This window comes from Shewanella cutis (assembly GCF_022410515.1).
Lineage (GTDB): Bacteria > Pseudomonadota > Gammaproteobacteria > Enterobacterales > Shewanellaceae > Shewanella > Shewanella cutis.
On the sequence record NZ_JACSDI010000001.1, the window covers coordinates 1 to 11,944 of the forward strand.

16 protein-coding genes are annotated in these 11,944 nt (G+C 47.6%); all 16 read right to left on the bottom strand.

What is annotated here, in order from left to right; translation table 11 throughout:
• Positions 1 to 1,132: hypothetical protein (locus H9J30_RS00005; protein WP_240129139.1), on the bottom strand; the 1,132-nt coding region annotated here is incomplete at its 3' end.
• 1 nt (position 1,133) lies between these two features.
• Positions 1,134 to 1,406: a hypothetical protein gene (locus H9J30_RS00010; RefSeq protein ID WP_240129140.1), complete on the bottom strand. Its 273-nt coding sequence runs from the start codon at positions 1,404 to 1,406 to the stop codon at positions 1,134 to 1,136.
• A 50-nt stretch (positions 1,407 to 1,456) separates the two neighbouring features.
• Positions 1,457 to 2,188 carry a C40 family peptidase gene (locus H9J30_RS00015; RefSeq protein ID WP_240129141.1) on the bottom strand — a complete coding sequence of 244 codons (732 nt, stop codon included), beginning with the start codon at positions 2,186 to 2,188 and terminating at the stop codon, positions 1,457 to 1,459.
• A 10-nt stretch (positions 2,189 to 2,198) separates the two neighbouring features.
• The gene (locus H9J30_RS00020; protein ID WP_240130032.1) at positions 2,199 to 2,939 is read right to left on the bottom strand and encodes a phage minor tail protein L; all 741 of its coding nucleotides are present in this window, start codon (positions 2,937 to 2,939) and stop codon (positions 2,199 to 2,201) included.
• On the bottom strand, positions 2,932 to 3,591 hold the full coding sequence (locus H9J30_RS00025) for a DUF4376 domain-containing protein (RefSeq protein ID WP_240129142.1): 660 nt from the start codon (positions 3,589 to 3,591) through the stop codon (positions 2,932 to 2,934). Before H9J30_RS00025 ends, H9J30_RS00020 begins: the two co-directional genes overlap by 8 nt.
• 2 nt (positions 3,592 to 3,593) lie before the next feature.
• Positions 3,594 to 5,708 carry a hypothetical protein gene (locus H9J30_RS00030; protein WP_240129143.1) on the bottom strand — a complete coding sequence of 705 codons (2,115 nt, stop codon included), beginning with the start codon at positions 5,706 to 5,708 and terminating at the stop codon, positions 3,594 to 3,596.
• Positions 5,709 to 5,723: 15 nt separating this feature from the next.
• A complete protein-coding gene (locus H9J30_RS00035) occupies positions 5,724 to 6,059 on the bottom strand; it encodes a phage tail protein (protein ID WP_240129144.1) in 336 nt (111 codons plus the stop codon).
• The gene (locus tag H9J30_RS00040) at positions 6,059 to 8,803 is read right to left on the bottom strand and encodes a phage tail tape measure protein (protein ID WP_240129145.1); all 2,745 of its coding nucleotides are present in this window, start codon (positions 8,801 to 8,803) and stop codon (positions 6,059 to 6,061) included. The genes H9J30_RS00035 and H9J30_RS00040 overlap by 1 nt, the downstream gene beginning before the upstream one ends.
• 56 nt (positions 8,804 to 8,859) lie before the next feature.
• Positions 8,860 to 9,156, bottom strand: coding sequence for a phage tail assembly protein T (locus tag H9J30_RS21725; protein WP_427915887.1), 297 nt, complete (start codon positions 9,154 to 9,156; stop codon positions 8,860 to 8,862).
• The gene (locus H9J30_RS00050; RefSeq protein WP_240129147.1) at positions 9,051 to 9,545 is read right to left on the bottom strand and encodes a phage tail assembly chaperone family protein, TAC; all 495 of its coding nucleotides are present in this window, start codon (positions 9,543 to 9,545) and stop codon (positions 9,051 to 9,053) included. Before H9J30_RS00050 ends, H9J30_RS21725 begins: the two co-directional genes overlap by 106 nt.
• Positions 9,546 to 9,627: 82 nt before the next feature.
• On the bottom strand, positions 9,628 to 10,101 hold the full coding sequence (locus H9J30_RS00055) for a phage tail tube protein (RefSeq protein WP_240129148.1): 474 nt from the start codon (positions 10,099 to 10,101) through the stop codon (positions 9,628 to 9,630).
• 94 nt (positions 10,102 to 10,195) lie between these two features.
• Positions 10,196 to 10,564, bottom strand: coding sequence for a DUF3168 domain-containing protein (locus H9J30_RS00060; RefSeq protein ID WP_240129149.1), 369 nt, complete (start codon positions 10,562 to 10,564; stop codon positions 10,196 to 10,198).
• The gene (locus H9J30_RS00065; RefSeq protein WP_240129150.1) at positions 10,561 to 11,022 is read right to left on the bottom strand and encodes an HK97-gp10 family putative phage morphogenesis protein; all 462 of its coding nucleotides are present in this window, start codon (positions 11,020 to 11,022) and stop codon (positions 10,561 to 10,563) included. The genes H9J30_RS00060 and H9J30_RS00065 overlap by 4 nt, the downstream gene beginning before the upstream one ends.
• A 2-nt stretch (positions 11,023 to 11,024) precedes the next feature.
• Positions 11,025 to 11,363 carry a head-tail adaptor protein gene (locus tag H9J30_RS00070; RefSeq protein ID WP_240129151.1) on the bottom strand — a complete coding sequence of 113 codons (339 nt, stop codon included), beginning with the start codon at positions 11,361 to 11,363 and terminating at the stop codon, positions 11,025 to 11,027.
• 3 nt (positions 11,364 to 11,366) lie between these two features.
• The gene (locus H9J30_RS00075) at positions 11,367 to 11,711 is read right to left on the bottom strand and encodes a head-tail connector protein (protein WP_140906809.1); all 345 of its coding nucleotides are present in this window, start codon (positions 11,709 to 11,711) and stop codon (positions 11,367 to 11,369) included.
• Positions 11,712 to 11,716: 5 nt separating this feature from the next.
• Positions 11,717 to 11,914, bottom strand: coding sequence for a hypothetical protein (locus H9J30_RS00080; RefSeq protein ID WP_240129152.1), 198 nt, complete (start codon positions 11,912 to 11,914; stop codon positions 11,717 to 11,719).
• Positions 11,915 to 11,944: the final 30 nt, after the last annotated feature.

Consider the following 11,944-nt stretch of genomic DNA (forward strand, 5'->3'; position numbering starts at 1 on the left):
TCCGAACGTTTGAAACTTTATCATGCAAAAACCATCCGTGCTGACTTGATCCCTGCGCACCTTTTATATAGAAAAACTCAATGTCATCTTTAGGGTTGTTCATAGTTACAATCCCTTGGCCGAAATCAGTAAAATCAATCAGCGCGTAAGCTGTTGCGCTAAACTGCCCACGAAAATCAAACGCGCGGAATCTGTCGGTAAAAGTGGTTGGAACTCTTAATGTTAATACTTGGTTCGGGTCATAGAGAATCCATTCAGCGCCGTTCCATTTGTAGTAATCAGCATCGCCAGTCACCTGATTATCTACCGAACACCACGCGTCAACGAACTTTTCACTTGGGTTATTTGAGTAATAAATGTCTCGCTCAGATATGGATGTAAACGTAAACCACCAATGGACATTTGGCGTTTCTTTCACGACCTCCAGCGGATCTAGCGCGTAGTCACAGCCGATTACAACGTCCATATCGGCTTTTACGTGCTCAACGTGGCCGTTGATTGTAACTTCTTTATAAGGAAGGATATTGCTGACAAACCAAGGAATAGTACCGTTCCCTTTGAGTTTTATGCCGCTGAAACGCACAAACAACGGCGTTCCGCCTTCAATAATGTAAAAGTTAGGTTTAACAACAACTTGCTGACTTGTGTCAACTTGATGCTGAGTAATGTCAACATTAAAGTCAACAACTGGCGATCCGGTGTCATCGTTACCTAGCCAGTATTGAACGCGCATACGACCAGCACTCGCTGGCATGATGATAAATGAGTATGTTAGGTTGTTGCCATTTGTTGTGTAATTGACGTTAATTGGTGAATCCATCACTACAGTTGCATTTAGATTGACGTCTAACTGTTTTGATTTGCCAAGCGAATAAAACTTAGGATTGCTATAACTACCATTTGCAGGATCGAAACGGTTTATCAGCACCAAGCCGTTTTTATTGTCAGCCAACTTAGCGCCAATAGCGTTAACGCCATTGCTTAAGCCGAAATCTTTACCAAAAAAGAGCGCATTCGACTGCAGCTCTAATGGTGATTTCGAAATAGTTCGATCTCGCTCTTTGTCATATTTAAAAAGATCTGAAGAGCCACCGCCACCACCCGCACCATTCTTCCCAAAGTAGCCGCCCATATTACACCTCGACTTGTATATGTGCTGGAGCAGCATGGCCCAAGACGAACAGTTCTTCACTGCCCTGCTCGACATAAAAAATATCGGTTAATCGCGCTGGGACAATGCGGTAGGCTTTAGTGTCAACTGGCGGTTTTGCTGTGCCAAAATGCACCCGAATACCATACATAAATTGCACTTGAATACTGAAGGCGGTACCGGCGGGAATATTGTAAAGCTGGTTTACAGATACATATTCATCGGTATCTATGATTTTGATATCTTTAGTCGGCATGGTGCCCCCTTAATCAAGTTAGCAATAAAAAAAGCCACCGATTTGGTGGCTTAATTTTTATCATTCGGTTTATTGGAGTAACGCACTATCAAGCGGGTGTTGCGTTGCCAGTAACCGCCATATATATCGTAGCGGCTAAGGCGGCCATAGAGATGGTGCAGGATCTTGCCTTCGCCAACATAAACAGCAGCGTGATTTACTCGCTGGCTTTGGATTTGCATTAGTATCACATCGCCAATTTGCAGATCGGCTAGATTGATATTTGGCAGCGCCACAAATCCCGCTTTGGCAAAGTTATCGAGGTATAGCTCTTGTTCGCCTTCCCACCAGCCGTCTTGACGTGAAAAGTCTGGCAAATGGATTTGTTGCACCTCACTGTACCAGTCGCGCACGCAGCTATAGCAATCCCATACACCATGCACAAACGGACGGCCAAGTAGCGGTTTTCGCTCACCCGTTGGCACTATGGTGCGTAAGTCGCCGTCAGGCCAGCTGAGGATATGCCAAGGCAAGCCGCTAGCCTCACACATGGCGCGATCGCGCTCACTGGGTTTGCTGCTGGCGTTTGGGTGGCTGTGGCATATACCGATGATTGCGCCTTGTTCGTCAATATCCGCGTATTGCTGCGGATCAATCACAAATTCATCTGCTTTGTTAGTTGCCTTGTTTTCACATGGCACATATCGCGCTTTATTGCCTTGCCGGATAAGCAAGCCGCAACACTCGTGAGGGTAGCAACTGTCCGCATGCTGACTAAAGGCATGTAAAATGGTTGGATGCATTTGGACCTGCTTAACGTATTAGCCTCACGCTTGGGAAGCCGCCGTGGGGTAGTTCGGCATTTTCGCCAAAGCGTAAGGTGCAGCCTTTGATTGTGCCTGAGCACTGGTCGAGTGCAGGATCGTCGGTTGGTTGGTCTTCGTCGGTAAACATGGCCTCACCCGTGTAGCCGCAATCTGCACCGCGATATTCGCCACGCTGACACCAGTAACAATAGGCGGTCATTTGTCGGCCGATTTTGTAGCCTGAAAGGTCAGCAGGGTTAGACAGCTCAAAGGTAACGGCAACATTATCCTCGTTGACCTTTTTATCGACATACCAAATCTCAACCGCTTCTTGAGTAGGATCCGCTTCGCTATTGCCGCTAGGGAAGTTGGCGGCATCAAGATATTTTGCCAGCGTTCGGCGTATCGTTACCTTGGCTTGCTCCATATTTTGAAAGTACAAACACAAGGCGCTGATGCTGCCATCGAGGTTAGCCACCGTTAGGGTTGGCGTGCTGGGTGAACCGTCGGAGTTGACCTCAACCCCTTCTAACTGCGCAGGCCACGGGCTGTACTCTTCACCCTGCCAATAAATTACCTTTGCGGATAGAGGTTGCTGTGTTTGTGCTGCTTGGGTTAACTCAGCTTCTGTGTATGCAAGGTTATGTGAATGAAAGCGCAGGATATCGGCACCAAAGGCGGTACCGTCGATCTCGTAGAGAATAATCTCATTGCCCGGTTCTAGGGTTTGAATATCAGCACTAAGCATCAGCGCCACCTTTGGTCCATAGCTTGCCTTGCTCGATTATCGCTAAGCTATGCGCCTGGCGAATTTGATCCACAGTAACCGCCACTTCGGTGTTATCTGCTAAGCGCCAAATGGTTGAGGTTATACCTTCCTCATCAGAGGTGTGCATTGCAGACAGCATACGGCGTTGTGCTTCTTCATGACCATCAAACATCAGCCCATCAACTTCTACGATAATAGAGTTAACCGCCGCGGCCCGTTGAGTGCGAAATAGGTATTCTTCAATGCTAATGCCATCTATCAGTATTTCAGCGCGATATTGTTCGATGGTTTTATGTTGTGGGCGTTCTGGCATTGGCTCTGCAAATAATGGCTGCTCAATCACTTGCTGTTCTTGCTCATCTATCGGTAGCGCTGGCGCATTCAGCTCAGCATGCGTTTTACGCGCAAGCCATGCTTGATACTGCTCGAACCAATCCCATTGCAGCGTGACTGCATATAGCTCGATAAACTTATTGATCACATGATGCATGGCGGGATTAGCGGCATGCAGCCTAGTCACTCGAAACACATCATCGAGTGACACGGCATAAGGCCTTTGCTTAATAACCTTCTCTGGCAATGTTTGCGCACCATTTTCGCCAGTGGTGACATCTTCATAAAACATTTCCATGATTACACCTTATTTTTAAACCAGCCAAGAGGCTCACGAAGGCGAGCTGTGCCAACAACTACAGTCACCCCATGATCATTGGGCTTGGTTGATTGGTTATCGACAATAGTTTGCTTGCCATCATCGCCAAAGCTTGTGCCGTTATGTCTAAGCTCGGTATAAGCAAAATGAGGAACTGCTTGCTGATTAATATTGGCGAGATAGCTAACCACCTTAAACGCCGGTGAATTATTGGCTGGCGCTCCAAGAGTTAGCGGTGAATGAGTAACCCCGTCAAAGTTGCTTGCTGAAGTTAATTTACCAGTTCCATCGATGGCGCAGGATAATAGCGACTTATTATTAACTGTTACACCTGAATTGTTTTTCAAGACTTTGCCAATTAACGACTCACCCAGCAGTGCGCCGTTTTCAGGTCGATAATCTGAAGATGCAAAGACGTTATATGGTACTAGGCTAGCTAGTGCAGCATTTTGTGCTGGCTCAGTTTGTTTAGCGAAGGCTTGATATTGAGAAATCCACACCAACTCAGCCGATCCAGAAGGAGTACCATTTGTCGGTCCTTCAATATTTAGATTTGCTACACTCCAAGTAGAACCATTGTTTAGTGAGAACACCTGTATAGCGCTTGCTTTAATGGCTTTTCTTGACATTTCCCATACAGATGCCGCATTAACAACTAAACCACCTATCCACCCATTTTTTAGTTGAGGTGTTGAGTATATATTATTAGCACTTCCTGCTATTTCAGTAGCTAAAAATGATCCGCCAGCATAATAAGGCAACTCACGCCGCTGAATTGGATAAATGACTTCATCCTTGTTGATTGTAATAGATCCATATAAAGCAGTATCCCATCTAATCCAATTTTCACCAGCGCCAACACCGCTTCCTTTTGCCCAGATTTTAACGTCTTTTTTTGAACCATTACTTGATGTAAAAGTTAAATAATCACCAATATTCCATTGATTTGAATCAGTTACATATAAAGCACCATCATTAATTAAGGTGTTTAATTGCGTTGCTGGATCATTAACCTTGGTAAATGATAAATATTCAAAACCTCGATAAGTACCATTATCAACTTTATGGGCTGCTCCTTCATAATCAAAGCTTTCAACTCCATTAGCCGAGTAGCGCATATCACGACATACGCCGCCAAAACCATCTGCATAAATAGCGTCGTAATAGCGCCCACCGATTTCAGGACGTCCAGATTTTCCGCTGGCAATAGAACCAGAACCAGCAAGCAATTTTGCAGGATCAAAACAATCTGCTTTTGATGTGATGCTAGCAGCGGTGTTGTGCCAAAAAGTATCGCCAACAAATTTTGCAGCACCTAGCGGGTTGAATGATGGATGATATCCGCCATCATTTAAACGGAGCACATTGCCAAAATAGAGCAGGTTTTTACCTTCTTTAAGCCATAGATCGCCAAATGAATTGAGTGTGTATCCTTGTTCAGTTGGGGATGGCACACCATCAGTCGTGCCAGCAAATGAAACCTTGTATAGCTGCCACTGATAGATTTTTCCATCTGTGCCGATATAGGTGGTGTTGGCATTGGCCGAGAAGAAATCTTTTTTCTGCTGGTCTGTCGCGGTAAATAGGTTTACTGCTGCACCTACGCCACGCAACCCGCCTTGATAAGCATTAGGTGATGCTGCGCTTATCTCAACCTTTTCTGCCTCAATGCCATACATATCCATGCGTTCAGGTAAAATAGAGGTTGGATGTGATGGCAGAGTTAGTACAAATTGATTAGTTAAGTTGAAAACTATACCGTCAATGTGTACCGATGCATTATCTGTTTTAGATCCACCTACCCCACCAGCTTTACCAATAAGCAAGGTATTTGGTGTAGTTAGCGCGGTATAAAGCCCTGGCTTGCATTCGTTAACTTGCTTGCCTGATTCATGATTACCAAAACTAACCCACGCACTCGCGGCATAGCGCTCTTTGTTCTGCGCCCGAATCGCTTCAAACTGCGCTTGTGACATGGCGGCGGAAAGTACTTCTGCGGCTAAAAAGTTGCGGTTGGTTTTTTCAAATGCTGATCGAGCGGTATCGCCACCCGTGCCCGCTGGCTGGGTGCCTAGATTAATTGTTTCAAATGCCATTGGATTGCGCCCTAATTAAGGATGAAATGCTTGTTCAAAAGTGGTGGCAATGCGATACATACCGCCGCCTAATGGTGTGTTAGTGACCTGTTTAACTTGCCAAAGTGATGCAGTGCCAAGTGGCGGCGTCCAGATAAATGACTTAGCGCCTTGGTGTTCGTCAAGAAAGGCGACAATCGCCTCGGCCGTGGCTTTGTTTTTGGTAAACGTCAGCGGCCAGCTTTGCACTTTGCTGTTAATGCCATCGCCTACTGATTGGCGGTAGCCATCACCAAACTGAGCGGTGCGAGTACGGTATTGGGTGTCGCCTGTGGCGCCGTTATCTGGTGCCCATGTGAATGTTTGCGGCATTAACGATAACCTCCCGCAATCGTGCGACCAATTTGGCCGTTAGGCTTTAAGTCATTAGCTAGCAATTGGCGATATTTTTGCTCAACAAACTTGCCGAGCTCGCTGCCGAACTGGCTTAATGCTGGCGTATCGGCCGTGGTGGTAGCGTTGCCACTTTGATCAATATTTACTTCAACATGCACTACACCTGCGCCAGCCATGGCCGCTGCTGGCACGCCGTTATAGGCTGCGCCGCCTGCTACACCGCCGTCCGCATAACCTTTGTGACCTTTGCGCATGGCTTCGACCGTGGCCACACCACCCGCACGGGCTACATCGCGTTGCGACCAAACTACCTCGCCTTTGTGGACTATGCCAGCTGGCTCGTATTTACCACCTGCGCCCGTGTAACCGCCGGATGAATAGCCAACGGCTCCACCTTCAGCAAATCCGCCAAAAATGTTGCTGGCGATACCTGCAATCGCCTTTTGCATGGCGATTTTGGCGAGATCTGACAAGATAGACTTAGCTAACCCGGCAAAGTCGGCCTTACCCGTGGTTACAAAGTCGGTTAAGGCGTCTGTCATGCCACCAAAGGCGCTATCAAATAGCTTTTCAGTTTGGCCTGCCATATCCGCGGCGGCATCAATGTAGTTTTGCATTGATGAACGGGCACCATTAGTCCAGTCGGCTTGTTTGGCGTCGAGGGCGATATAGTACTCGTCCTGCGCGGCTAATCGGTCGCTGAGGTTTTGCTTAAGCATGGCAAGCTGGGCTTGGTACTCTTCGGCAGTGGTGCGGCCTGCGAGGTTATCTGATAATGCTTTCCCCTGAGCGCGTTCAATATCGCGCTCAATGCTTTGGCGATCACCTAGGCGTTGCTGGGCTTTATCGCCTAAGCCAAAACTGGCGAGTTTGTCGGCATTGCGTTGTTGTTCTGCGGCCAAGTTGGCGGCAAGGTTGGCACTGTAGCTTTGCAGGCGCAGCGCTTCATTACGCTTTTTAAGTTCTTCATCGAGGGCGACATTTTTTTCAAGTTGGGCGCGGATCACCGACTGCTCAGCGAGCAGACTTTTTTGCTGGGCGGTGAGTACATCTTTGTTTTTGATGTCGGCGATTTGTTGCTCAAACTGCAATAGCTCTTTTTGTGATTGCGTGAGCTTAGTGTTACTGTCTAGCTGGCCTTGCAAACTTGCTTGAGTTTCGCGCAGGCGCATAAGGTAGCTAGTTGCGGCATCATCAGCAAAGGCTTTGGTGGTTTTAGCAGAGTCTTTAAACTTTTCTTCAATCGAGGCCAGATCACGTTTAATTTTATCAGCATTGAGCAAGGCACTATTGGGATCGGCCTTGCGTACCTTCTCGATATTGTCGTTGTATTCCTTAATTGCCTTATTGCGTTTTTGCTCGGTTGTAAGGCTTTCTTCTGTGACTTTGGCAATAGCACGTTGGGCTTCGATGGAGTCTTGGTTTAGTTTGGCTCGCTTTTCCTGCTCTGCGCTGCGGTCACGTTCAGCCTTCATAAGCGCCATCACTGAATCACGTTCAGCTTCCAGTGCCTTTAATTCTTCCCTAGCTAGGCCGTAACCCCATTCACCTTGCTTTGTTTTAGGGCGTAGATCTTCGATACGTTTTGATAATGCTGAATACTGCTGTTCGAGCGTGTCTGCACGGCCAATATTAAGTATTTGATCCCACGACTCTACGGCACCCGTTTTAATCGCCTTCCATGCTTTTTCAATCGTGCCTAGGTTGCCGGTGATCTCCTTGGTGCGCTGATCAATGGCATTGCTATAGGCACTAAAGGCCAGTTCCGCTGCTTCAGTGGATTTACCCGCTTCTTTTAAAGCGGCAATTTGCTCAAAAGTCGATGCGCTGAGGAAGTTAAACTTTTTGTTGAGTTCTTCGGCGGCTTTTACCGGGTCATCGACCAGTTTGACAAACTCTGCCACCGTATCAGCAACCGCTTTACCCGTGGTATTTTCCATTTGCACGGCGGCAAGGCCAACTAACTCAATTTGGCTGGCAGTAAACTTGCCAGTATTGGCGACCTCGGCCAGTGCTGCGGCGGCTTGGCGTTGAGTGCCGCTAATGGCATCAATACGCCTGGCGGCGCCCATGAGTTGGTCAGAGGTTGCACCCGCTGAGTTGCCCGTCAATATCAGCGCATTGCGCAGCCTGTCGGCTTCTACGCTGCCTTGATAATAGGCTAATGCCATTACACCCGCTGCAGAGGCGGCAATAGTAAATGGGTTGATTAAACCCATAATATACCCGCCCATGGCTTTAGCCGCTGGGCCAATACCACCGAACATATCCTTAAGCTGACCACCTTGCTGCAAGAATACCGTCATCGGGTTTTGCCCAGCTTGCAAGGAAACCGCGATATCGGTGAACTGCGCAGGCAAGCCGCGAGTAGCAAAGGCCATTTGTTTTGCTGATAGGCCGTTTTTATCAAATTCAATGCTGGCTTTACCTACTTCACTGCGCATCTGCGCAATTTTTTTGCTGTAGGTATCGTATTCCGTTTGCCCTAGAGAGCCAGATTCACGGTGGCGTCGTAGCTGCTGCTCCATTTTGTCTAGCTTGCTGTACTCAGCAACTAGCGGATCAATTTGCCCAAGTAAGCGGTTAAGTTCGGCTTTTTGTTTTGCAGCTGCCGCTTCGGTTTTTGCTAAGGCGCGTTCTGCCTTAGTTTGGCCTTCAACAAAGCTGCCTGTTTCGGCAACCATGTTTAGCGTGAGTGTGCCGAGTGACTTATTCGCCATGGGAATTCCTGCTTGGTGTTCTGCTTTGTGGGTGGCCATCCTTGGCCTTATTGCTGTTAATCGGTTTGCTTTTTAATTGCGCTGGCTTTGAGCATCATTAACACATCGTCAACGGTGGCTTCTGACTGCTCTGCCTCGTCTAACTGACTGAAGATCATAAAATCTTCAAACTTGGCTTTGCCGCCGTGAATGGTGTTGATGTGATGCATTTGTGCTGCGGCAATGCGCTCTTGCCGCGCCTGAATACTTAAGGGGCCGAACTTTGCTCGGTAGGCGATCCAGTCGATGACTTCTCGGTGCGTGAGGTTTTGCTGGGCTTCTTCGATAGTTCGTCCGCCGACTCCTGCGAGCACGAGCTCGTGCCAGAATTCGTGGTCGGCGGTAAGGTTTTTGGGTCAGGCTTTAACCCAATGCCGTTAACCTCGTTAATGGCGCCAATTAAGGCGTAACCTAAAGAGTCGCAAATCGGGCCATGGGCTTCATTGCCAAGAATATCGTCAGCTTCAAATAGTGGTTTACCTTGCTCATCAACCACACTCCCAAGGATTCGAGCAGTTAACCAGTCAGTTCCGCGATTTAAATTGCTGGATTCTGCTTGCGCGGTGGCGAATGACTCTTTACGAATAAAAACGGTGGCTTTATGGGTTTCACCATTGGGGTTTATCCAGGAAATTTCGCGGCGTTCTGGTTTAGCTTGAGCAAAAGAACCAGACTGAATAAGGCTTGCAACACTTAATTCCATGATTATTCCTTAGGATTAAGTTAATTAAGATAAAAAGCAAAAGCCCACGGTTAGGTGGGCTTTACGGATGGTTTAACCAAAATTAAGGCGTTGTTGCTGCAGGGGTAAGCTTGGGATCGCCAGAGACTTGAATGCCAATAGTACTTTTAACCACATCGTTTTGCGCAAAAGTAAATGGGTAGGCCGTCATAAAGCCTTCAAAGGTGATCCATGTGCGGGTAGTTGGCAGTACAAGGGCTTTGGCAGCGACGGTTGGCGCGATATCTTTACCATCTGACCAGCCAAGCGCCCATTTAATGGTAGTTCCGGCGGTTTTTAGTTGATGCAAACGTAAATGCGCTTCGTGCTTTGGGTCGACGTTAATACCAAAGGTAGCTGCGCCTGGTGATTTTAAGCCAGCCACAAACTCACGGGCATCAGCTTCAAGCGGAGTGGTTTCTATGGGATCAACTGGGCTATCGATACCGTCGATACTTGTCACGGCGATGATCGCTAAAACAGAATCATCTGCCGGATCGATTGCATAGAGCTGGGTGCCCTGCGTTTTCATACTCATGTTGTTGCTCCTAACAATAGCCTTGCGGCAGATACAAAAAAGCCCCTGAAGTTGCAGAGGCTTTTGGTTTTAAGTTGCTTTGTGGTTTTTAAGGCTAACGAGTGACTAGCCAATCAATATCAAAGCTGTGGCGGTAATTGCCGGTTTCTTTGTCTCGGTCATCACCGTTGTAATTGGTGGTGTAGGCATCAAGTTCGATGGCGTGGCGAATCGCATCACCCACTGCTGAGGCGGTGGCGCCTGAGTCGGCGTATACATCCACCTGCAGGGTAAATGCATCTGTATCTGGCCTGCCAGCTAAATAATTTTCAGGGCTACCGCCGATCACTTGCCAAACGGCATAGGGCTTTGGCTCGTTTTGTTCTGCTTGCCCAAACGGATAAAGCCTTACTGGGTTAGTGCCCAGTAGCGCGGTGACCTCTGGGCTATTACTGCAAACCACAAAAATTGGCGCGGTGCTCATGAAAGTGCCTTATCGAGTTCTTTATCAAATTCAAAGGTAAAGCTGTTTATCACTTGGTTGATATTGTTAGTCAACGCTGGGCGCATAAATGGCTGTGCTTGGGCGCGTTCGGTACCGAACTCCACTAAATGCCAGTGTGGGGTATTGCCGCGTGCGCCTTCGTCGGCATTTGGCGTTGGAATGCGTCCGCGATTGGTTGCTACACCAACGCGATACATAATCACCCCATTGCGTTGAAATAGTCGGCTAGCAAACTGTAGGGTGATGTTGTCGCGGATCCGCCGCCCTGTCTTTGGGTCATCCACTGCCAGCGCATTTTGTTGCGCCGCTTTTTTTACAATGCCAGCGGCTTTGCGTAGCGCCGCTCGTGTGCCTGTATCAAGCACTGTTTGGCTAACCTTGTTCATTTTGGCTTTGACTTCTTTTAAGCCAACAATGCTGAAATCTGAGGTTGCCATGGTTAACCTACTAAAACGTCATTTGTTTCTGACACCGGAATGATTATGCGTTTATGGCCTGATTGGCTATCAGGTAAAACGCCTTCCGGTTTGTACACCTTGCCTGCGTGGCGAATGCGAAACTCAGTTGGGAATTCTGGTCTAAAGTGGATTTCAAACTTGCCTGAAATTTGCGACTGTGCAGCCGATGCAGCAATAAAGTCTTTAACTGAAAGCGGCATAAAATCGGCCATGGTTTGAAATGCTAGCACCCAATTCTTTTTCATTTCGCCTGTTAGTGGGTCTTGCTGCTTTTGCGATTTAAAAACATCGATTAAATGCCGTAACTTGCCGCTTGCCATAGCTTATCCTATTGCCAAGTCTCTAAATTCAAAGATAAGGCTTTCGAATGCTGCGGGGACTTCAACCATTTGCACCGTTGATACGGCCTCACGGTTAGTAAACCAATGCGCCAATAGCAATAACGCTGCATGGGTTAAGTCTTGGCTTTCTTCTATGATGATTGCCTTTGGTGGCTTTGGATCTGCCGCTTCATATTCGGCCGCAGTCTCAAAAAAGGTGCAGTTCAATCGGCGTCGAATATGCGCCTCAACTGCGGCCATTAATTGTTGTAAATATTGATCTTGAAAGGTTTCTGACTCGAGCAGGTTAACTTGCCGCCGAGCAGCTTCAATGGTGATCAGCGGCATGTCGCTTACTCCTGTTTGCCTTCGGCTTGCTCTGCAGCAGCTTCATAAGGTTCTGCAACCTTAATATCAATGAGTTTTTCTGCGGTTTCTGCGTCAAACCCTGCGACATCGTCAGGTGAATAACGGGTCCATGGTTTGGTGAATAAAACGACGACTTTTGCAGCTTCAGTCGAGTCTTCTTTTTTTACAGGTAGCTTTGCCATTGCAATTTCCTCTAAAAAATGGGGCAAACG